Source organism: Pseudomonas sp. zfem003 (genome assembly GCF_032621675.1).
Lineage (GTDB): Bacteria > Pseudomonadota > Gammaproteobacteria > Pseudomonadales > Pseudomonadaceae > Metapseudomonas > Metapseudomonas otitidis.
In genome coordinates, this window is record NZ_JAVYJG010000002.1 from 119,063 (window position 1) to 138,526 (window position 19,464).

Genomic DNA, 19,464 nt, shown 5'->3' on the forward strand with positions numbered 1-19,464 from the left:
ACAATGAACAGCTCCCTAACGCGCCTTGGACTTTCTCTTCTGGCGGCCATGTTTTCACCCATGTTGCTGGCTGCTGACCTCAAGGCTCTGGACGTCGCGGCCCTGCCGGGCGGAAAGGTCGAGCTGAAACTCGGTTTCGACGGCCCCGTTGTACAGCCGAGAGGCTACACGATTGAGCAGCCTGCAAGGATCGCATTGGACCTGCCTGGCGTTGCCAACAAACTTGGCAGCAAGAACCGCGAGCTCGGGGTAGGTAACGCTCGGAGCGTCACTCTTGTCGAGGCGAAAGATCGCACTCGCATGATCATCAACCTGTCAACGTTGGTGCCTTACAGCACGCGAGTTGAGGGTAACAACCTTTATGTCCTGGTTGGCGATGCTGCCGGTGCTGCTCAACAGGCTGCACGCACCAGTGCGCCAGTAGCGGCTCCGTCACAGCCTGCCGCACCTGTAAAAGCGTTCGCGCCTGCGGGCAAGGCAATCAGCAACATTGATTTCCAGAGAGGCGAGCAGGGCGAGGGTAACGTTGTGATTACCCTGTCCGACCCCAGTGTGAGTCCCAACATCCAGGAGCAGGGTGGAAAGATTCGCCTGGACTTTTCCAAGACCCAAATTCCGGAGTCTCTGCGTGTTCGTCTTGATGTAAAGGATTTCGCGACCCCGGTTCAGTTCGTCAGTGCCTCTGGCAGCTCGGGTGATGCCAGTATCGTGATCGAGCCGACGGGCTTCTACGACTACCTGGCCTACCAGACTGAAAACAAGCTGACTGTCAGTATCAAACCGCTTACCCAAGAAGATATGGAGAAGCGCAAGACCGAGCGCTTTGCCTATTCTGGCGAAAAGCTCTCGCTCAATTTCCAGGATATTGATGTCCGCTCGGTACTGCAGCTGATTGCTGACTTCACCGATCTGAACCTGGTTGCGTCCGATACCGTACAAGGCAACATCACGCTCCGCCTGCAGAACGTACCTTGGGATCAGGCACTTGATCTCGTCCTGAAAACCAAGGGCCTGGACAAGCGCAAGGTCGGTAACGTGCTGCTGGTTGCACCAGCGGACGAGATCGCTGCCCGTGAACGCCAAGAATTGGAGTCTCAGAAGCAGATTTCCGAATTGGCTCCGCTGCGCCGCGAGCTCATTCAGGTCAACTACGCCAAGGCGGCTGACATCGCCAAGCTCTTCCAGTCCGTCACGAGCGGAGAGCCGTCAACCACCGATGAACGGGGCTCCATTACCGTCGATGATCGTACCAACAGCATTATCGCCTACCAGACCCAGGACAAACTGGACGAATTGCGTCGCATCGTTACCCAGCTCGACATCCCGGTTCGCCAGGTAATGATCGAGGCGCGGATCGTTGAGGCAAACGTCGACTATGACAAGTCGCTCGGTGTGAATTGGCGTGGTGCAAGTATTGGTGACAATAACTTCACCATCGGCGGCAAGGGCGGCGTTCGTACAGGTGCAAACCCGACCAGTCCTAATGCTGCACTGGGGACGTTCGTTGACATGGGGGCAACCAACTCGACGTCATCGATTGGTATCGGCTTCGTAACCGACAACACCATCCTCGACCTTGAACTCTCGGCAATGGAGAAGACCGGTAACGGTGAAATTGTTTCCCAGCCGAAGGTTGTCACCTCTGACAAAGAGACCGCCAAGATCCTGAAGGGTGCAGAAATCCCTTACCAGGAAGCCAGCTCCAGTGGCGCCACCAGCACCTCCTTCAAAGAGGCCGCTCTGTCCCTCGAGGTGACCCCGCAGATCACGCCTGACAACCGCATCATCATGGAAGTCAAGGTGACCAAGGATGCTCCTGACTTCTCCAATGCCCTTAATGGCGTACCCCCGATCAACAAGAACGAGGTTAACGCCAAGGTCTTGGTGAATGACGGCGAAACCATCGTGATCGGTGGCGTGTTCTCAAACACCCAGACCAAGTCGACCGACAAGGTACCGTTCCTGGGCGATCTCCCTTACCTCGGCCGGCTGTTCAAGCGTGACACCGTCCAGGACAAGAAAGCCGAGCTGCTGGTATTCCTGACTCCGCGTATCATGAACAACCAGGCTATCGCTGTGAGTCGCTGATATCAGTGCACAATCTGATCCTCGTTGGCCCGATGGGAGCTGGAAAGAGCACCATCGGGCGTTTGCTTGCCAAGGAACTCCGTTTGCCGTTCAAGGACTCCGACAAGGAGATCGAACAGCGAACTGGGGCGAATATTCCCTGGATTTTCGATGTGGAGGGGGAGCAGGGCTTCCGTGACCGCGAACAGGCCATGATCCAGGAGCTTTGCGAAGCCGATGGGCTGGTCGTGGCGACGGGTGGGGGGGCCGTGCTTCGGCCTGCCAACCGTGAAGCGCTGCGATCGGGCGGTCGGGTGGTTTACCTCCACACCTCTGTCGACCAGCAGATCGGCAGGACGTCCAAGGACCGCAACCGGCCGCTTCTGCGGACGGCAGATCCGGCCAAGGTCCTCCGTGACCTCATGGCCATTCGTGATCCGCTCTACCGTGAGATCGCCGACATCATCATCGAGACCGATGAACGTCCGCCGCGGATGGTGGTGCAGGAAATACTTGAGCGACTACAGGGCCTTCCGCCCCGTTAAAGGGCGGGCGGAACTGCGCTATCCTAGTGCCCTTTTTCATAGTGGGGGCCTCATGCGGACACTTCAGGTCGATCTCGGCGAGCGTAGCTATCCCATCCACATCGGTGCCGACCTGTTGTCGAAGGCCGAGCTGTTTGCGCCGCATATCGCGGGCAAGCAGGTGGCCATCGTCACCAACGAAACCGTCGCCCCGCTTTATCTCGAACGGCTGACCCAGACCCTCGCCGGCTACAAGGTCCAGCCAATCGTTCTGCCTGATGGCGAGTCCTTCAAGAACTGGGAAACCCTCCAGCTCATCTTCGACGGCCTGCTCACCGCACGTCATGACCGCCGCACCACCATCATCGCGCTGGGTGGCGGCGTCATCGGCGACATGGCCGGCTTTGCCGCCGCCTGCTACCAGCGTGGCGTCGACTTCATCCAGGTCCCGACCACCCTCCTGTCCCAGGTGGATTCCTCGGTCGGTGGAAAGACCGGCATCAACCACCCCCTCGGCAAGAACATGGTGGGTGCCTTCTACCAGCCCAAGGCCGTGCTGATCGATACTGCGACCCTGCGCACGTTGCCGCCTCGCGAACTCTCCGCCGGGCTCGCCGAAGTGATCAAATACGGCCTGATCTGCGATGCGCCATTCCTGGACTGGCTGGAAACGCACATGGAGGCCCTGCTGGCCCTCGAGCCGACGGCGCTGACCGAGGCCATCGAGCGCTCCTGCGCCGCCAAGGCCCGCGTAGTGGGTGCCGATGAACGCGAATCCGGCATCCGCGCCACCCTCAACCTGGGGCATACCTTCGGCCACGCCATCGAGACCCACATGGGCTACGGCGTCTGGCTGCATGGCGAGGCGGTAGCCGCCGGGACCGTCATGGCCCTGGAAATGTCCCGTCGCCTCGGTTGGATCGACGCCGCAGAGCGCGACCGCTCCATGCGCCTGCTGTGTGCAGCGGGCCTGCCGATCGTACCGCCCCAGGAGATGACCCCCGCCCATTTCCTGGAGCACATGGCCGTAGACAAGAAAGTGATCGATGGCCAGTTGCGCCTTGTGCTGCTGAGCCGGCTCGGAGAGGCGGTGGTCACCGCCGATTACCCGGGCAACATTCTGGACGAGACCCTGAGCGCCGATTACCGCGCCCTGGCCGAAGAGCTTGGAGAGTAAAAACAGTCCCATGAGCAGCCTGCACGCTGAAGAGGCCTTCCTGGCCCACTACCAGTTCACCCATGACCCGTTCGCCGCGCGGGTCCCCGGCTTCAAGTTCTACCCGGCCCAGCGCAAGCCCGTCCTCGGCCAGCTGCACCACCTGGCCCGCTACAGCCAGCTGTTGCTGGTCGTGACCGGGCCCAACGGCGCCGGCAAGACCCTGCTGCGCCAGGCCCTGGTCGCCAGCACCAACAAGCAGGCCGTGCAGAGCGTGGTCGTGTCCGCGCGCGGCGCCGCCGAGGCCGGTGGCCTGATGCGCCTCATCGCCCAGGCGCTCGGCATTCCCCAGGCAGACAGCCGCTCCATCCTCGCCCAGGTCGGCCAACTGGCCCTGACCGGCCAGGAGGTCTACCTCCTCGTCGATGATGCCGAGGACCTGGACGACGCCGGCGTCGACAACCTGCTGGCCCTGGCGGCCGGCAGCGGCGAATCGCGTCCCCATGTCTTCCTCTTCGCCGACTCCTCGCTGCTGCCGCGCCTGGAACTGGTCGCTGATGGTGAAGAACGCTTCCACGCCATTGAACTTCTGCCCTACAGCGAGGACGAAACCCGCGAATACCTGGCGCAGCGCCTCGAAGGCGCCGGCCAGAGTATCGACCTGCTGACCGAGGAACAGATCGAAGACATCCACCTCCAGTCCGGAGGCTGGCCCGGCGGCATCAATCAGGCCGCTCGCGAGCTCCTGGTAGAAGCGATGCTCGCCGAGCGGGGCGCATCGCGCAAAGGAGGGTTCAGCTTGAATCTACCGAAGAAGCACCTGCTGGCACTGGGCGTCGTCGCGGTCGGTGTCGTCGCCGCCTGGCTGATGCAGGGTCGTTCCGATCACACTGCACCGGCCCAGCCCACTACCGCACAACTGCCCCTGGGCCAGGGCGTTGCCCCGTCCACGCCTGAGCAGCCGGGCAAACCCGGTGAAGCGCCGGCCGTCGAATTCGCCGGCTCGTCGCAGCCGCTGCCCCTGCCGCTGGTGGGCGAAGCCCAGCCGGTCATCCGTGAGCCGCTGGCCCAGGCCGCCGGCCAGGAAGACCAGGATGAAGCCGGTGCCCCGCCCGTAGGCAGCACCGTGCCGCCCACCGTGACCACGGTCGCCCCGCCCGTCGGAGCCACGGCCAGCCCCGCGCCGGCCCAGCCGCCCGCACCCATCGTCACCCAGCAGCCGGCTACCCGACCGGCAGCGCCGGCCACCGCGCCTGCCGCTCCGGTCGTGGCCCAGGCCACCCCCAGTGCGCAGCCGGCCAAGCCCGCAGCAACCCCGGCGCCGACCGCCAAGCCTGCAGCGACCGCACCGGCAGCCAAGCCGGCCGAGAAGCCCGCTGCCAAGCCGGCTGCAGTCGCCTCCGCGGGTGGTGGTGCAGGTGATGGTTGGTACCGTGCCCAGGCAGGTGGCAACTACGCCGTGCAGATTCTCGGCACCAGCTCCGAAGCCAGCGCCAAGTCGTTCGTCCAGCAGAACGGCGGCGAGTACCGTTACTTCAAGAAGCTGCACCAGGGTAAGCCACTGTACGTGGTCACTTATGGTAACTTCCCCAGCCGCAACGCCGCCCAGGCCGCCATCAAGGCCCTGCCCGCCAAGGTGCAGGCCGGCAAGCCCTGGCCGAAGAGCTTCGCCAGCATCCAGCAAGAGATGGCCCGCTGAGCCCGGTCCCGGGCTCACCTGTCACTTGACATCTCCAGATGTGACCGGAAAGTCGCTAGCACGACCTTCCGGTCTATTCCTTCGCTTTTGCGACAAAAACTTTCACCGAATCGTCGTGCAGATTTGTAACGACCCCAGTGGATATGTACACTGACCTCCCTTTTGCCTACGCAAAGCTGGCGTCAAGTCCGGCGCGAGAGGTAAGTGGTTGAATTAAAAGAAATTCCGCCTCTAAAAAGAGGCTGCTCTGGTGAGAGTTCCCCCTATGAAAGCAGGTCTGTACCATCCTGATGAGTTCAAGGATAACTGCGGCTTCGGCCTGATCGCCCACATGCAGGGCGAGGCCAGTCACCATCTTCTGCAAACCGCGATCGAAGCACTGACCTGCATGACCCACCGCGGCGGTATCAACGCCGACGGCAAGACCGGCGACGGCTGTGGCCTGCTGATCCAGAAACCCGACCTGTTCCTGCGTGCAATCGCCAAGGAAACCTTCGGCGTCGACCTGCCCGGGCAATACGCCGTGGGCATGGTGTTCTTCAACCAGGACAACGCCCGTGCCGAGGTCGCTCGCGCGAACATGAACCGCGAGATCGAAGCCGCCGGCCTGCAACTGGTCGGCTGGCGCAAGGTCCCGGTGGACACCAGCGTGCTCGGCCAACTGGCCCTGGAGCGCCTGCCGCAGATCGAGCAGGTGTTCATCGGCGGCGAAGGCCTGTCCGACCAGGAGATGGCGGTCAAGCTGTTCAGCGCGCGTCGTCGTTCGTCCGTGGCCAACGCCGCCGACGCCGACCACTACGTCTGCAGCTTCTCCAACAAGACCATCATCTACAAAGGCCTGATGATGCCGGCCGACCTGCAGCAGTTCTACCCGGACCTGGGTGACGAACGCCTGCAGACCGCCATCTGCGTCTTCCACCAGCGCTTCTCCACCAACACCCTGCCGAAGTGGCCGCTGGCGCAGCCCTTCCGCTTCCTCGCCCACAACGGCGAGATCAACACCATCACCGGCAACCGCAACTGGGCCGTCGCCCGTCGCACCAAGTTCGCCAACGAGCAACTGCCCGACATCGACGAACTCGGCCCGCTGGTCAACCGCGTCGGTTCCGACTCCTCCAGCATGGACAACATGCTCGAACTGATGGTCACCGGCGGCATCGACCTGTTCCGTGGCGTGCGCATGATCATCCCGCCGGCCTGGCAGAACATGGAAACCATGGATGCCGACCTGCGTGCCTTCTACGAATACAACTCCATGCACATGGAGCCCTGGGACGGCCCCGCCGGCGTCGTGCTGACCGACGGCCGCCACGCCGTCTGCCTGCTCGACCGCAACGGCCTGCGCCCGGCCCGCTGGGTCACCACCAAGAACGGCTACATTACCCTCGCCTCCGAAATCGGCGTGTGGGACTACAAGCCCGAGGACGTCATCGCCAAGGGCCGCGTCGGCCCCGGCCAGATCCTTGCCGTCGACACCGAGACCGGCCAGATCCTCAACACCGAGGACATCGACAGCCGCCTCAAGTCGCGCCACCCCTACAAGCAGTGGCTGCGCCAGAGCGCCGTGCGCATCCAGGCCAAGCTCGACGACGACCACGGCGTCGCCAGCTACGACAGCGACCAGCTCAAGCAGTACATGAAGATGTTCCAGGTCACCTTCGAAGAGCGTGACCAGGTACTGCGTCCGCTCGCCGAGCAGGGCCAGGAAGCGGTCGGCTCCATGGGCGACGACACCCCCATGGCCGTCCTGTCCAAGCGCGTGCGCTCCACCTACGACTACTTCCGCCAGCAGTTCGCGCAGGTCACCAACCCGCCGATCGACCCGCTGCGCGAAGCCATCGTCATGTCCCTGGAGATCTGCCTGGGCGCCGAGCGCAACATCTTCTCCGAGTCCCCGGCCCATGCCAGCCGCGTCATCCTCAGCAGCCCGGTGATTTCCCCGGCCAAGTGGCGCGCCCTGATGACCCTCGACCGCGAAGGCTTCGAGCGCCAGGTCATCGACCTCAACTACGACGAGTCCATCGGCCTCGAAGCCGCCGTGCGCAACATCGCCGACCAGGCCGAAGAAGCCGTGCGCGCCGGCAAGGTGCTGCTGATCCTCACCGACCGCAACATCGCCCCCGGCAAGCTGCCCGCCCACGCCTCCCTGGCCGTCGGCGCCGTGCACCACCGCCTGGTGGAGCAGGGCCTGCGCTGCGACTGCAACATCCTGGTCGAGACCGCCACCGCCCGCGACCCGCACCACTTCGCCGTCCTGGTGGGTTTCGGCGCCTCCGCCGTCTACCCCTACCTCGCCTACGAAGTGCTTGCCGACCTGATCCGCACCGGCGAAGTCCTCGGCGACCTCTACGAAGTCTTCAAGCACTACCGCAAAGGCATCTCCAAGGGCCTGCTGAAGATCCTCTCGAAGATGGGCATCTCCACCATCGCCTCCTACCGTGGCGCCCAGCTGTTCGAAGCCGTCGGCCTGGCCGACGAAGTCGTCGACCTCAGCTTCCGTGGCGTTGCCAGCCGCATCCAGGGCGCCCGCTTCGTCGACATCGAGAGCGAACAGAAGCTGCTTGCCCAGGAAGCCTGGAGCAACCGCAAGCCGATCCAGCAGGGCGGCCTGCTCAAGTTCGTCTACGGCGGCGAGTACCACGCCTACAACCCCGACGTGGTCAACACCCTGCAGGCCGCCGTGCAGCAGGGCAGCTACGAGACCTACAAGCAGTACAGCGCCCTGGTGGACCAGCGCCCGGTGTCCATGATCCGCGACCTGCTCAAGGTCAAGGAGAGCACCCAGCCCCTGTCCCTCGATGACGTCGAACCCGTCGGCGACATCCTCAAGCGCTTCGACTCCGCCGGCATCTCCCTCGGCGCCCTCTCGCCCGAAGCCCACGAAGCCATCGCCGAGGCCATGAACCGCCTGGGCGCGCGCTCCAACTCCGGCGAGGGCGGCGAAGACCCGGCCCGCTACGGCACCGTGCGCAGCTCCAAGATCAAGCAGGTCGCCACCGGCCGCTTCGGCGTCACCCCCGAGTACCTGGTCAACGCCGAAGTGCTGCAGATCAAGGTCGCCCAGGGTGCCAAGCCCGGCGAAGGCGGCCAGCTGCCCGGCGGCAAGGTCAACGGCCTGATCGCCCGCCTGCGCTATGCCGTGCCCGGCGTCACCCTGATCTCGCCGCCGCCGCACCACGACATCTACTCCATCGAAGACCTGGCCCAACTGATCTACGACCTCAAGCAGGTCAACCCCCAGGCCCTTGTCTCGGTGAAGCTCGTGGCCGAGCCCGGCGTCGGCACCATCGCCGCCGGCGTGGCCAAGGCCTATGCCGACCTGATCACCATCTCCGGCTATGACGGCGGCACCGGCGCCTCCCCGCTGACCTCCATCAAGTACGCCGGCAGCCCCTGGGAGCTGGGCCTCTCCGAAGCGCACCAGACCCTGCGTGGCAACGACCTGCGCGGCAAGGTCCGCGTGCAGACCGACGGCGGCCTGAAGACCGGCCTCGACGTCATCAAGGCCGCCATCCTCGGCGCCGAGAGCTTCGGCTTCGGCACCGCCCCGATGATCGCCCTGGGCTGCAAGTACCTGCGCATCTGCCACCTGAACAACTGCGCCACCGGCGTCGCCACCCAGAACGACAAGCTGCGCAAGGACCACTTCATCGGCACCGTCGAAATGGTGATGAACTTCTTCACCTACGTCGCCGAAGAAACCCGCGAGTGGCTGGCCCGCGTCGGCGTGCGCAGCCTCGGCGAACTGATCGGCCGCACCGACCTGCTGGACATCCTGCCGGGCGAAACCGCCAAGCAGGGCAACCTCGACCTCACCCCCCTGCTGGGCAGCGACCGCATTCCGGCCGACAAGCCCCAGTACTGCCAGGTGGACCGCAACCCGCCGTTCGACCCCGGCCTGCTGGCCGAGCGCATGTGGGACATGGCCAAGGGCGTCATCGAGAGCAAGTCCGGTGGCTGCTTCGACCTCACCATCGGCAACTGCGACCGCTCCATCGGCGCACGCATCTCCGGCGAGATCGCCCGTCGCTACGGCAACCAGGGCATGAAGGACACCCCCGTGACCTTCCGCTTCAAGGGCACCGCCGGCCAGAGCTTCGGCGTGTGGAACGCCGGCGGCCTGGACCTCTACCTCGAAGGCGATGCCAACGACTACGTCGGCAAGGGCATGACCGGCGGCAAGCTGGTCATCACCCCGCCCAAGGGCAGCCCGTTCAAGAGCCAGGAGTCGGCCATCATCGGCAACACCTGCCTCTACGGCGCCACCGGCGGCAAGCTGTTCGCCGCCGGTACCGCCGGCGAGCGCTTCGGCGTGCGCAACTCCGGCGCCCATGCCGTCGTGGAAGGTACCGGCGACCATTGCTGCGAATACATGACCGGCGGCTTCGTCTGCGTCCTCGGCAAGACCGGCTACAACTTCGGTTCCGGCATGACCGGCGGCTTCGCCTACGTGCTGGACATGGACAACAGCTTCGTCGACCGGGTCAACCACGAACTGGTGGAAATCCAGCGCATCAGCAACGAGTCCATGGAGGCCTACCGCAGCCACCTGCACAGCGTGCTGGTGGAGTACGTCAAGGAAACCTCCAGCGACTGGGGTGCCCACCTGCTGGAAAACCTGGACGACTACCTGCGCCGGTTCTGGCTGGTCAAGCCGAAGGCTGCGAACCTCGCGTCGCTGCTCTCCAGCACCCGAGCCAACCCGCAATAACAAGCGCCCGAGCCGCGAGCCCGCGCGTCACCGACGCCGGGCCCGCTGGCCAACCGTGATGAGTCTTGCAGCGTGCCGCCCTGACGTGCCGCTGCTGTTAAGAGGTTTTCCAAATGACTGAACGTCTGAACAACGACTTCCAGTTCATCGAGGTCGGGCGCAAGGATCCGAAGAAGAAACTGCTGCGCCAGCGCAAAAAGGAATTCGTCGAGATCTATGACACCTTCAAGCCCCAGCAGGCGGCCGACCAGGCCCACCGCTGCCTGGGCTGCGGCAACCCCTATTGCGAATGGAAGTGCCCGGTCCACAACTTCATCCCCAACTGGCTGAAGCTGGTCTCCGAAGGCAACATCCTCGCCGCCGCCGAACTGTCCCACCAGACCAACACCCTGCCCGAGGTCTGCGGCCGCGTCTGCCCGCAGGACCGTCTCTGCGAAGGGGCATGCACCCTCAACGACGGCTTCGGCGCGGTCACCATCGGCTCGGTGGAGAAGTACATCACCGACACCGCCTTCGCCATGGGCTGGCGCCCTGACATGTCCAAGGTCAAGCCCACCGGCAAGCGCGTCGCCGTCATCGGCGCCGGCCCGGCCGGCCTCGGCTGTGCCGACGTCCTGGTGCGCAACGGCGTGACCCCCGTGGTGTTCGACAAGAACCCCGAGATCGGCGGCCTGCTGACCTTCGGCATCCCCGAGTTCAAGCTCGAGAAGCACGTCCTCAGCCGTCGCCGCGAAGTCTTCACCGGCATGGGCATCGAGTTCCGCCTCAACACCGAAGTCGGCAAGGACATCACCATGGAGCAACTGCTCGGTGAGTTCGATGCCGTGTTCATGGGCATGGGCACCTACACCTACATGAAGGGCGGCTTCCCCGGCGAAGATTTGCCCGGCGTGCATGACGCGCTGGACTTCCTCATCGCCAACGTCAACCGCAACCTCGGCTTCGAGAAGTCCCCCGAGGACTTCGTCGACATGAAGGGCAAGCGCGTCGTCGTCCTCGGCGGCGGCGACACCGCCATGGACTGCAACCGCACCTCCATCCGCCAGGGCGCCAAGGCCGTCACCTGTGCCTACCGCCGCGACGAAGAGAACATGCCCGGCTCGCGCAAAGAGGTGAAGAACGCCAAGGAAGAGGGCGTGAAGTTCCTCTTCAACCGCCAGCCCATCGCCATCGTCGGCGACGGCAAGGTGGAAGGCGTCAAGGTCGTCGAAACCCGCCTCGGTGAGCCCGACGCGCGTGGTCGCCGCAGCCCCGAGCCGATCCCCGGTTCCGAAGAGATCATCCCGGCCGAAGCCGTGCTGATCGCCTTCGGCTTCCGTCCCAGCCCGGCGCCGTGGTTCGAGCAGTTCGACATCCGCATCGACAGCCAGGGACGCGTCGTCGCCCCGGCCCAGGCGCAGTACAAGCACCAGACCAGCAACCCCAAGGTCTTCGCCGGTGGCGACATGGTGCGCGGCTCCGACCTAGTGGTCACCGCGATCTTCGAAGGCCGCACCGCCGCCGAAGGCATCCTCGACTACCTGGGCGTTTAAGCGGCAAGCCACACGCCGCCAGTGCGTAGGGTGGATGCCGCTCTTGGCATCCACCGGCGGTGCCGATCCGCACACCGCTGCGGTGGACCTAAATGCGTAGGGTGGATGCCGCTCTTTGCATCCACCAGGCGGAGTGGCCGGCGAACACGAAAGGTGGATCGATAAAGCGCGGTCCACTCTAATGTGCCCCTCGGCCTGTAGCCCTTCGCCGCGACATTCTGTCGCGAAAGACAAAAGGCACGGCACCCGCCGTGCCTTTTGCGTTGGGCTTTGCGAAAATGCCGGCACTTTTTTGCTGGGAACCTGCCATGACCGCTCTGAAGAACGACCGCTTCCTTCGCGCCCTGCTCAAGCAGCCCGTCGACGTCACCCCCGTCTGGATGATGCGCCAGGCCGGTCGTTACCTGCCCGAGTACCGCGCCACCCGCGCCAAGGCCGGTGACTTCATGAGCCTGTGCATGAACCCGCAACTGGCCTGCGAAGTGACCCTGCAGCCCCTGGACCGCTACCCGCAGCTGGACGCGGCCATCCTCTTCTCCGACATCCTCACCATCCCCGACGCCATGGGCCAGGGCCTGTACTTCGAGACCGGCGAAGGCCCGCGCTTCCGCAAGGTGATCAACACCCGCGCCGACATCGACGCCCTGCCCATCCCCGACGCCGAGGAGGACCTGGGCTACGTCATGGACGCCGTGCGCACCATCCGTCGCGAACTCGATGGCCGCGTCCCGCTGATCGGCTTCTCCGGCAGCCCCTGGACGCTCGCCACCTACATGGTCGAAGGCGGCTCCAGCCGTGACTTCCGCAAATCCAAGGCCATGCTCTACAACGACCCACAGGCCATGCACGCCCTGCTGGACAAGCTGGCCCGCTCGGTCACCACCTACCTCAACGGCCAGATCCTCGCCGGCGCCCAGGCCGTGCAGATCTTCGACTCCTGGGGCGGCGCCCTCTCCGCAGCGGCCTACCAGGAGTTCTCCCTGGCCTACATGAAGCAGATCGTCGACGGCCTGATCCGCGAGCACGAAGGCCGCCGCATCCCCGTCATCCTCTTCACCAAGGGCGGCGGCCTGTGGCTGGAGTCCATGGCCGACACCGGCGCCGAAGCCCTCGGCCTGGACTGGACCTGCGACATCGGCAGCGCCCGCGCACGGGTCGGCGGCAAGGTCGCCCTGCAGGGCAACATGGACCCGTCCGTGCTCTACGCCAGCCCCACCGCCATCCGCAACGAAGTCAGCCGCATCCTCGCCGCCTACGGCCAGGGCACCGGCCACGTCTTCAACCTCGGCCACGGCATCACCCCCGAAGTGGACCCGGCCCACGCCGGCGCCTTCTTCGAAGCCGTCCACGAGCTGTCGGCCCAGTACCACGGCTGATCGCCACCCCAATGAAAAAGGCCGCATCAGCGGCCTTTTTCATGTCCACGCAGGCGCGTCAGTAAGCCGTGTAGCGCTCCTCCACCTGGCGCCGCTGCAGCGTGTATTCCTTCAGGTCGATCTCATTGCCCGCCAGTTTCGCGTCCAGCTCGTCCAGCGCCTTCTTGCGCTGCCGTTCGATGTGGGTACGGGTGGCCTGGTAGTTGATGGAGCGCGACGCCTCGTAGCCGCTGACCGGGTCCCAGAGGATCGACAGCGGCCACAGCAGCAGGTTGACCACCCCGAAGCCGTACTCCCGCCCGTAGAACGACCCGCCGCCCGGCAGCAGGCCCAGACCCGCGCCCAGGCCCGGGTTCTTTTCCTGCACCGCCATGCCGCGGGCTTCGTAGTGGTCCAGCTCGGCCTTCTGCACCGAGTTCAGGCCGGTGGCGCAACCGGTGGTGAGGGCGAGGGCCAGGGTGGCGATGGCAAAACGTACACGCACGGCTTGTTCCTTCTTGTTGGAGTTTGGAGACCCGCAAGCGCGGGGCCGCGAGGCTAGCACGGGGTCCTGGGGCGCCCGGGCGTAGGGCCTTGAAGGAAATTTCCGAGGATCAGGCGTGTATCGGCAGGCCCTTGGAGGGCGGCCGAACCAGCCGCCGCCAGAAAGCAAAAAGGCCGCACAAGGCGGCCTCTTTTCACAGCAATGCGGCTTACTTGACGTTGGCCACCTTGCCCTTCAGGGCAACGCCCGCCATGAGCGCACCGGCGTGGCACTCGTACTTGGCGCTGTCCTTGTATTCCTTGTTCTTGTAGTTGCTGGCGATGTCGACCACCGCGTTGGCACCGGCGGACTTGGCCGCGTTCTGCAGGCGGATCAGCGCCGATTGCAGGGCCCAGCGGCAGGCTTCCTCGTCGGTCTTGTTGAAGGCGTTGGTCTTCTGGCTGGTGGTCACGTTCGGGTTGATCACCGTCACCTGGCCCGCCGGGGTGTTGCCCGCCAGGTAGAACTTCACGGTGCCGTCCAGGCGGCCGGCCTGCACGGCCTCGGCGACCACGGAGTTGAAGTCGAGGAAGTGCGTCGTGTCGCGGGCTTGGCTGATGCCCGGCAGCAGGGTGGCGGTGAGCAGGGCTACGGCGGTCCAGGTCTTGCGTTGCATGGTCGTCTCCTTGACGGCTTTTGGGGTCATTGTCCGGCGATCGCTGCGCGGGTCTGGATCTCGCGCAGGATGGTGTTGCTGAGGTTGTTCACCCAGCGGTTGTAGTTGCGGTGGATCTCGCCGTTCTCGTAGTTCAGCCCGCTGCTGTTGCGGTACTGGATGTCGAAGTCCAGGGGGCTGTAGGCGATGGCGATCTCCGCGCGATGACGGTTGCGCACATTGATGCTGGCGCTGATCTCGGTCGGCGTGACGCGGGTCGGCGTCCAGTCGCGGGCCTGCAGCGCCGCGAGGATGGCCGCCTGCATCTGCGACTGGCTCACGTTCAGGCTCGGCGGCACCGGCTCGTGGGGGTTCAGGACCGGGCGCTGGGTGCTGCAGCCGGTGGCCAGTGCCAGGGCCAGCGCGAGGACGGCGAGGGGACGTGTTCCTTTCATCGTGGGGCTCCGTGTCAGCGCCAGCGACGGAAGATCAACGAGGTGTTGACCCCGCCGAAGGCGAAGTTGTTGTTCATCACGTACTCGTTGCTCATCTGGCGCGGGCCGTCGCGCAGGTAGTCCAGCTCGCCGCAGGCCGGGTCCACCGCGTCCAGGTTGAGGGTGTGGATGTACTGGTCGCGGTTCATCATCTCGATGCTGAACCAGGACTCCAGCGCGCCGCAGGCACCCAGCGTGTGGCCGAGGAAGCTCTTCTGCGAGCTGATGGGCATCCGCGCGCCGAACAGGCTGCTGGTGGCCAGGGTCTCCGCCACGTCGCCCTGCTCGGTGGCGGTGCCGTGGCCGTTCACGTAGCCGATGGCCGAAGGCGGCAGGCCCGCGTCCTGCAAGGCCAGTTCCATCGCCCCGCGCATGGTCGCCTGCTCCGGCTTGGTGGTGTGCTGGCCATCGGCGTTGCAGCCGAAGCCGACGATCTCGGCGTGGATCCGCGCGCCACGGGCCAGGGCATGCTCCAGTTCCTCCAGCACCAGGATGCCGGCGCCCTCGCCGATCACCAGGCCGTCGCGGCCGGTGTCGTAGGGGCGCGGCGAGGTGTGCGGCGCATCGTTCTTCAGGCTGGTGGCGTAGAGCGCATCGAACACCATCGCCTCGGTGGGGCAGAGCTCCTCCGCACCGCCGGCCAGCATCATCGGCAGGCGGCCGAACTTGATCGCCTCGTAGGCGTAGCCGATGCCCTGGCTGCCGCTGGTGCAGGCGCTGGAGGTGGGGATCAGCCGGCCCTTGAGGCCGAAGAAGATGCTGATATTGGCCGCCGCCGTGTGCGGCATCATGCGCACGTAGGAGTTGGCGTTGAGGCCGTCGGCCACCGAGTTCAGCAGCATGTTGCCGAAGGCCTTGATCTCCTCGGTGCTGCCGGTAGACGACCCGCAGGCCACGCCCATGCGCCCGTCACGGATGCGCTCGTCGCCCGCCAGCCCGGCGTCCGCCAGGGCCCGCTCGGCGGCGTAGACCGACAGCTTCGAGACCCGCCCCATGCTGCGCATCTGCTTGCGGGTCCAGTGCGACGGCGTGGTGAAGCCGTCGATGGGCCCGGCCAGGCGGGTGTTCAGCTCGGCGAAGCGGTCCCACTCGTCCATCCGGCGGATACCGCTGCGGTTGGCCGTGAAATGGCTCCAGATACTGTCCCAGTCGTCGCCCAGGGAGGTGATGCCGGCCATGCCGGTGACCACTACACGTTTCATCAGCACAGCCCACCGTTCACAGCGAGGACCTGCCGGGTGATGTAGCCGGCCTCCTCGGACATCAGGAAATTCACCGCACCGGCCACTTCTTCCGGCGTGCCCATGCGCTGGGCCGGGATCATCTTGAGGATCTCCTCCACCGGCACCCGCTCATCGAGGATCTCGGTATCGATCAGCCCCGGCGCCACGCAGTTGACCGTGATGCGGCGCTTGGCCAGCTCGATGGCCAGCGCCTTGGCGGCACCGATCACCCCGGCCTTGGAGGCGCTGTAATTGACCTGCCCGCGGTTGCCCACCAGCCCCGACACCGAGGTGATGCAGACGATGCGCCCCGGCTTGCGGCGACGGATCATCGGCATGCTCAGCGGGTGCAGCACGTTGTAGAAGCCGTCCAGGTTGGTGCGCAGCACGCTGTCCCAGTCCTCGTCGCTCAGCGCCGGGAAGGCGCCGTCGCGGGTCAGGCCGGCGTTGCACACCACCCCGTAGTAGGCGCCGTGGGCTTCCACGTCGGCCTCCAGCTGCTCGCGGCAGGCGGCGCGGTCGGAGACGTCGAACTGCAGCACCCGGGCGCTGCGGCCCAGGGCTTCGATCTCGGCCTTCACCGCCTCGGCCTCGTCGCGGCGCGAGCGGCAATGCAGCACCAGGTCGTAGCCCGAGCGCGCCAGGCGCAGGGCGATGGCGCGGCCGATGCCGCGGCTGGAGCCGGTGACCAGGATGGTCTCGGTCATGCTTGGGGTTCCTCCAGGTAGCTCGCCACCTGCGGCGGACGGAAGACGTTGAGGCGGGCGAAGGCCTCGATGCCCGGCCCGGTCAGGCGGCATTCGAAGACGCCCATGCCGCTGTCGTCCTGCAGGGAGCGGGTGGCGGTGATGTGCAGGTCCACGCCGGCCGGGAAGCGGTCGACGTTGCATTGGTAGTGGCGGGTGCCGAGCAGAAAGCCCAGCTCCACCGGTTGTCCCGCCTGACGGGCCTGGCAGCCGGCGTAGGCGGCGATGCTCTGGGCCATCAGTTCCACGCCGACCCAGGCCGGCAGGCTGCCGTCGTCCTGGGTGAACAACCCCGGGCGCACGGTCAGGCGGGTTTCCACGTCCTCGTCGCCAAAGCGCAGGACCTGGTCGATCAGGATCATGTCCCCGGCATGGGGGACCAGTTCGGCTATCGGCCAATCGCTCATGGCGCGTCTCCGAGAATCAGGCTGATGTTGCTGCCGCCGAATGCGAAGGAGTTGCTCATCAGGCGGCGCGGGCGCTGGGCGGGCAGGCGCGAGGCCCCGTCCACCAGGCGCAGGGCCGGCAGCTCGGGGTCGGGCTCGCCGTCCCAGCGGTGGGGCGGCAGGCGGTGCTCCGGGTTCCATGGGCTCAGGGCCAGCCAGCAGAAGGCCGCCTCCAGGGCCCCGGCGGCGCCCAGGGTGTGGCCGGTCAGCGGCTTGGTGGACGAAGCCGGCACGCCCTCGGGGAACACCGCCGTGGTGGCCAGGCTCTCCATCGCATCGTTGTGCTGGGTGGCCGTGCCGTGCAGGTTCAGGTAGTCGATCGCTGACGGCTCCAGCCCGGCATCGGCCAGGGCCTGGCGCATCGCGCGCTGGGCCCCCAGGCCGCTGGGCTCGGGGGCGGAGATGTGGTGCGCATCGGAGCCGGCACCCGCGCCCAGCAGGGCGATGCCGCCGGCGTCGCGCTCCATCAGGAACAGCGCCGCGCCCTCGCCGATGTTGATGCCCCGGCGGTTGCGCGAGAGCGGGTTGCACAGGCTGTCGGAGACCGCCTCCAGCGCGGCGAAGCCGTTCAGGGTCAGCCCGCACAGCGAGTCCACCCCGCCGCACACCACCGCATCGCACACCCCCAGCTGCAGCAGGCGGCGCGCGCTGAGCAGGGCCCGGGCGCTGGAGGTGCAGGCGGTGGAAATGCAGTAGGCCGGCCCGGCGCTGCCCAGCCAGGCCGCCAGGAAGGCCGCCGGCGCCACCAGCTCCTGCTGGGCGTAGCGGTAGTCCGCCGGCAGGGCGCCGGTGCGCAGCTGCTCACCGATGCCCAGGCTGGCTTCCTGGATGCCCGAGGTGCTGGTGCCCAGCACCACGCCCACCCGTGCCGCGCCATGGCGGGCCACGGCGGCGCGCAGTTCCGGCTCGATCTCCAGGGCGGCGGCCAGCAGCAGGCGGTTGTTGCGGCTGTCGCAGGCGGCCAGCTCGGCCGGCAGTGCCGGCAGTTCGGCGTCCACCGCGCCGAGGGTCAGGGTGCGCTCGGGCACCCAGTCGGCGTGGGGGCGCATGCCGGCGGTGTCGCCGGCCAGGAGGTTGCGGGCCACGGCGGCCTTGCCCTGGCCCAGGGCACAGACCAGGCCCAGTGCGTTGAGGGATGCGGTCATCGAGGCTCCTCGCCCGTCAGCGGGCTGATGCGGTAATGCGGTCCTTCGCGGCGTTGCAGGTCGAACTGCAGGGGCGTGCGGTAGGCCACCCGCCAGCGGCCATCCAGCTCGCGGCTGCCGTCGGCGCCCACCTGCTGGGGGATGCCGGCGTAGACGCGGGGCAGGGCCTCGGAAGGCACCAGCGCGTAGAGCAGCGCGGCGAACAGCTCGCGGGCTTCGGGGTTGGGCGGCAGCAGGCCGTCGTTGTGCCAGGCGCCGGCCTCCAGGCGCTGGCGCGCCAGGGGCACGCCCAGCGGGTCGAACAGCGACCAGCGCAGCACGCCGCCCTCGTCCTGCACCACCAGCAGCCAGTCGCGCTGCTCGCCCCGGGCCTCGCGTGCCACGTGCAGCGACAGCGGCAGCTCCAGCGGCGGCAGGCGCGCCGGCACCGGGGTGGTCCCGGCACAGGCGGCCAGCAGCAGGCAGGCCAGCAGGGTCAGCGCGCGCCAGGTCATGCTGCGGGTGCCTCCAGGGGCTTGCGGGCCACCAGGTTCACCAGCGTCTCGTTGCGCTGCCCGGGCGGAGGCGGCGTGCGCAGGCCCCAGCGCTCCAGCAGGCCGAAGTCGCTGGAGCGGCTCCACCACAGGTAGGGGTAGGAGACGTTGCGCGGCTCGAACACGAAGCCCTGGCCGCGCACCATCGCCTCGTACTCGGCGGCGGTGCGCTGCACGTGCATCGGGTGGCGGAACAGCCAGCGGATCACCCAGGTGTCGATGTAGTAGCGCGTGGACTCGGCGAACAGCAGGTAGCCGCCCGGCTTCAGCACCCGCCAGAACTCCGCCAGGGCGCGCTCCTGCTCCACCAGGTGGTGGAAGGTCTGGTGGCAGAACAGCAGGTCCACGCTGGCGTCCGGCAGCTGCAGTTCGGCGCAGTCGCTGGCCAGCAGCTCCACCGCCAGCCCCTGGCGCTCGGCTTCGGCGCGGGCGCAGTCGAGGCTGTGCGGATCGGCGTCCAGGCCGATCATCCGCGACGGTGCGAAGGCGTCCGCCAGCAGGCGGAAGGACTTGCCCTGGCCGCAGCCGGCGTCCAGCAGCACCGGCGCCTCCGGCAGTGGCGCGTGGAACAGGCCCTTGAGGTCATTGATCGCCACCCGCAGCACGTGGTGCTCCCAGGTGTGGCTCTGCAGGAACCAGAAGCCGAAGCGGGTTTCCTCGACGTAGGTGGCGGCGGCGCGCTGCATGCTCATGC

16 protein-coding genes are annotated in these 19,464 nt (G+C 66.4%); 7 read left to right on the forward strand and 9 right to left on the reverse strand.

Annotation, left to right across the window (positions count from 1 at the left end):
* The first annotated feature begins 3 nt into the window (after window positions 1-3).
* From pilQ to hemE, 7 genes are all read left to right on the forward strand, one after another.
* A complete protein-coding gene (gene pilQ, locus RTK35_RS04055) occupies window positions 4-2,088 on the forward strand; it encodes a type IV pilus secretin PilQ (RefSeq protein ID WP_142013728.1) in 2,085 nt (694 codons plus the stop codon).
* A 5-nt stretch (window positions 2,089-2,093) separates the two neighbouring features.
* Window positions 2,094-2,612 (forward strand): shikimate kinase AroK, encoded by a 519-nt coding sequence (gene aroK / locus RTK35_RS04060; protein ID WP_074973697.1) that lies wholly within the window; start codon window positions 2,094-2,096, stop codon window positions 2,610-2,612.
* A gap of 52 nt (window positions 2,613-2,664) precedes the next feature.
* Window positions 2,665-3,768 (forward strand): 3-dehydroquinate synthase, encoded by a 1,104-nt coding sequence (gene aroB / locus RTK35_RS04065; RefSeq protein WP_316907444.1) that lies wholly within the window; start codon window positions 2,665-2,667, stop codon window positions 3,766-3,768.
* A 10-nt stretch (window positions 3,769-3,778) separates the two neighbouring features.
* Window positions 3,779-5,446, forward strand: coding sequence for an SPOR domain-containing protein (locus RTK35_RS04070; RefSeq protein WP_316907445.1), 1,668 nt, complete (start codon window positions 3,779-3,781; stop codon window positions 5,444-5,446).
* A 265-nt stretch (window positions 5,447-5,711) separates the two neighbouring features.
* The gene (gltB, locus tag RTK35_RS04075; RefSeq protein WP_316907446.1) at window positions 5,712-10,157 is read left to right on the forward strand and encodes a glutamate synthase large subunit; all 4,446 of its coding nucleotides are present in this window, start codon (window positions 5,712-5,714) and stop codon (window positions 10,155-10,157) included.
* A 113-nt stretch (window positions 10,158-10,270) separates the two neighbouring features.
* Window positions 10,271-11,689: an FAD-dependent oxidoreductase gene (locus RTK35_RS04080; RefSeq protein WP_074973707.1), complete on the forward strand. Its 1,419-nt coding sequence runs from the start codon at window positions 10,271-10,273 to the stop codon at window positions 11,687-11,689.
* 308 nt (window positions 11,690-11,997) lie between these two features.
* On the forward strand, window positions 11,998-13,065 hold the full coding sequence (hemE, locus tag RTK35_RS04085) for a uroporphyrinogen decarboxylase (protein WP_044406752.1): 1,068 nt from the start codon (window positions 11,998-12,000) through the stop codon (window positions 13,063-13,065).
* A gap of 58 nt (window positions 13,066-13,123) precedes the next feature.
* On the opposite strand, the gene RTK35_RS04090 is transcribed toward hemE, so the two are convergent.
* From RTK35_RS04090 to RTK35_RS04130, 9 genes are all read right to left on the reverse strand, one after another.
* On the reverse strand, window positions 13,124-13,549 hold the full coding sequence (locus RTK35_RS04090; protein ID WP_044406755.1) for a hypothetical protein: 426 nt from the start codon (window positions 13,547-13,549) through the stop codon (window positions 13,124-13,126).
* Window positions 13,550-13,757: 208 nt separating this feature from the next.
* Window positions 13,758-14,204, reverse strand: coding sequence for an excinuclease (locus RTK35_RS04095; protein WP_044406758.1), 447 nt, complete (start codon window positions 14,202-14,204; stop codon window positions 13,758-13,760).
* Between the two features lie 26 nt (window positions 14,205-14,230).
* Window positions 14,231-14,638 carry a hypothetical protein gene (locus tag RTK35_RS04100; RefSeq protein ID WP_160481830.1) on the reverse strand — a complete coding sequence of 136 codons (408 nt, stop codon included), beginning with the start codon at window positions 14,636-14,638 and terminating at the stop codon, window positions 14,231-14,233.
* 14 nt (window positions 14,639-14,652) lie between these two features.
* The gene (locus RTK35_RS04105) at window positions 14,653-15,879 is read right to left on the reverse strand and encodes a beta-ketoacyl-ACP synthase (protein WP_222900446.1); all 1,227 of its coding nucleotides are present in this window, start codon (window positions 15,877-15,879) and stop codon (window positions 14,653-14,655) included.
* Complete coding sequence (fabG, locus tag RTK35_RS04110; protein WP_316907447.1) at window positions 15,879-16,607, reverse strand: 3-oxoacyl-ACP reductase FabG; 729 nt, start codon at window positions 16,605-16,607, stop codon at window positions 15,879-15,881. Before fabG ends, RTK35_RS04105 begins: the two co-directional genes overlap by 1 nt.
* Window positions 16,604-17,053 (reverse strand): hotdog family protein, encoded by a 450-nt coding sequence (locus RTK35_RS04115; RefSeq protein WP_160481833.1) that lies wholly within the window; start codon window positions 17,051-17,053, stop codon window positions 16,604-16,606. Before RTK35_RS04115 ends, fabG begins: the two co-directional genes overlap by 4 nt.
* Window positions 17,050-18,237, reverse strand: coding sequence for a beta-ketoacyl-[acyl-carrier-protein] synthase family protein (locus tag RTK35_RS04120; protein ID WP_316907448.1), 1,188 nt, complete (start codon window positions 18,235-18,237; stop codon window positions 17,050-17,052). The genes RTK35_RS04115 and RTK35_RS04120 overlap by 4 nt, the downstream gene beginning before the upstream one ends.
* Window positions 18,234-18,731, reverse strand: coding sequence for a hypothetical protein (locus RTK35_RS04125; RefSeq protein ID WP_316907449.1), 498 nt, complete (start codon window positions 18,729-18,731; stop codon window positions 18,234-18,236). Before RTK35_RS04125 ends, RTK35_RS04120 begins: the two co-directional genes overlap by 4 nt.
* The gene (locus RTK35_RS04130) at window positions 18,728-19,462 is read right to left on the reverse strand and encodes a class I SAM-dependent methyltransferase (RefSeq protein ID WP_394354011.1); all 735 of its coding nucleotides are present in this window, start codon (window positions 19,460-19,462) and stop codon (window positions 18,728-18,730) included. The genes RTK35_RS04125 and RTK35_RS04130 overlap by 4 nt, the downstream gene beginning before the upstream one ends.
* Window positions 19,463-19,464 lie beyond the last annotated feature (2 nt).

Bases quoted from the DNA above. Each gene is read 5' to 3' on its own strand.
- pilQ (WP_142013728.1), top strand. From the start codon at position 4: ATGAACAGCTCCCTAACGCGCCTTGGACTTTCTCTTCTGGCGGCCATG.
- RTK35_RS04120 (WP_316907448.1), bottom strand. From the start codon at position 18,237: ATGACCGCATCCCTCAACGCACTGGGCCTGGTCTGTGCCCTGGGCCAG.
- gltB (WP_316907446.1), top strand. From the start codon at position 5,712: ATGAAAGCAGGTCTGTACCATCCTGATGAGTTCAAGGATAACTGCGGC.
- RTK35_RS04100 (WP_160481830.1), bottom strand. From the start codon at position 14,638: ATGAAAGGAACACGTCCCCTCGCCGTCCTCGCGCTGGCCCTGGCACTG.
- RTK35_RS04130 (WP_394354011.1), bottom strand. From the start codon at position 19,462: ATGAGCATGCAGCGCGCCGCCGCCACCTACGTCGAGGAAACCCGCTTC.
- fabG (WP_316907447.1), bottom strand. From the start codon at position 16,607: ATGACCGAGACCATCCTGGTCACCGGCTCCAGCCGCGGCATCGGCCGC.
- RTK35_RS04070 (WP_316907445.1), top strand. From the start codon at position 3,779: ATGAGCAGCCTGCACGCTGAAGAGGCCTTCCTGGCCCACTACCAGTTC.
- RTK35_RS04115 (WP_160481833.1), bottom strand. From the start codon at position 17,053: ATGAGCGATTGGCCGATAGCCGAACTGGTCCCCCATGCCGGGGACATG.
- RTK35_RS04080 (WP_074973707.1), top strand. From the start codon at position 10,271: ATGACTGAACGTCTGAACAACGACTTCCAGTTCATCGAGGTCGGGCGC.
- aroB (WP_316907444.1), top strand. From the start codon at position 2,665: ATGCGGACACTTCAGGTCGATCTCGGCGAGCGTAGCTATCCCATCCAC.
- RTK35_RS04095 (WP_044406758.1), bottom strand. From the start codon at position 14,204: ATGCAACGCAAGACCTGGACCGCCGTAGCCCTGCTCACCGCCACCCTG.
- RTK35_RS04105 (WP_222900446.1), bottom strand. From the start codon at position 15,879: ATGAAACGTGTAGTGGTCACCGGCATGGCCGGCATCACCTCCCTGGGC.
- RTK35_RS04125 (WP_316907449.1), bottom strand. From the start codon at position 18,731: ATGACCTGGCGCGCGCTGACCCTGCTGGCCTGCCTGCTGCTGGCCGCC.
- hemE (WP_044406752.1), top strand. From the start codon at position 11,998: ATGACCGCTCTGAAGAACGACCGCTTCCTTCGCGCCCTGCTCAAGCAG.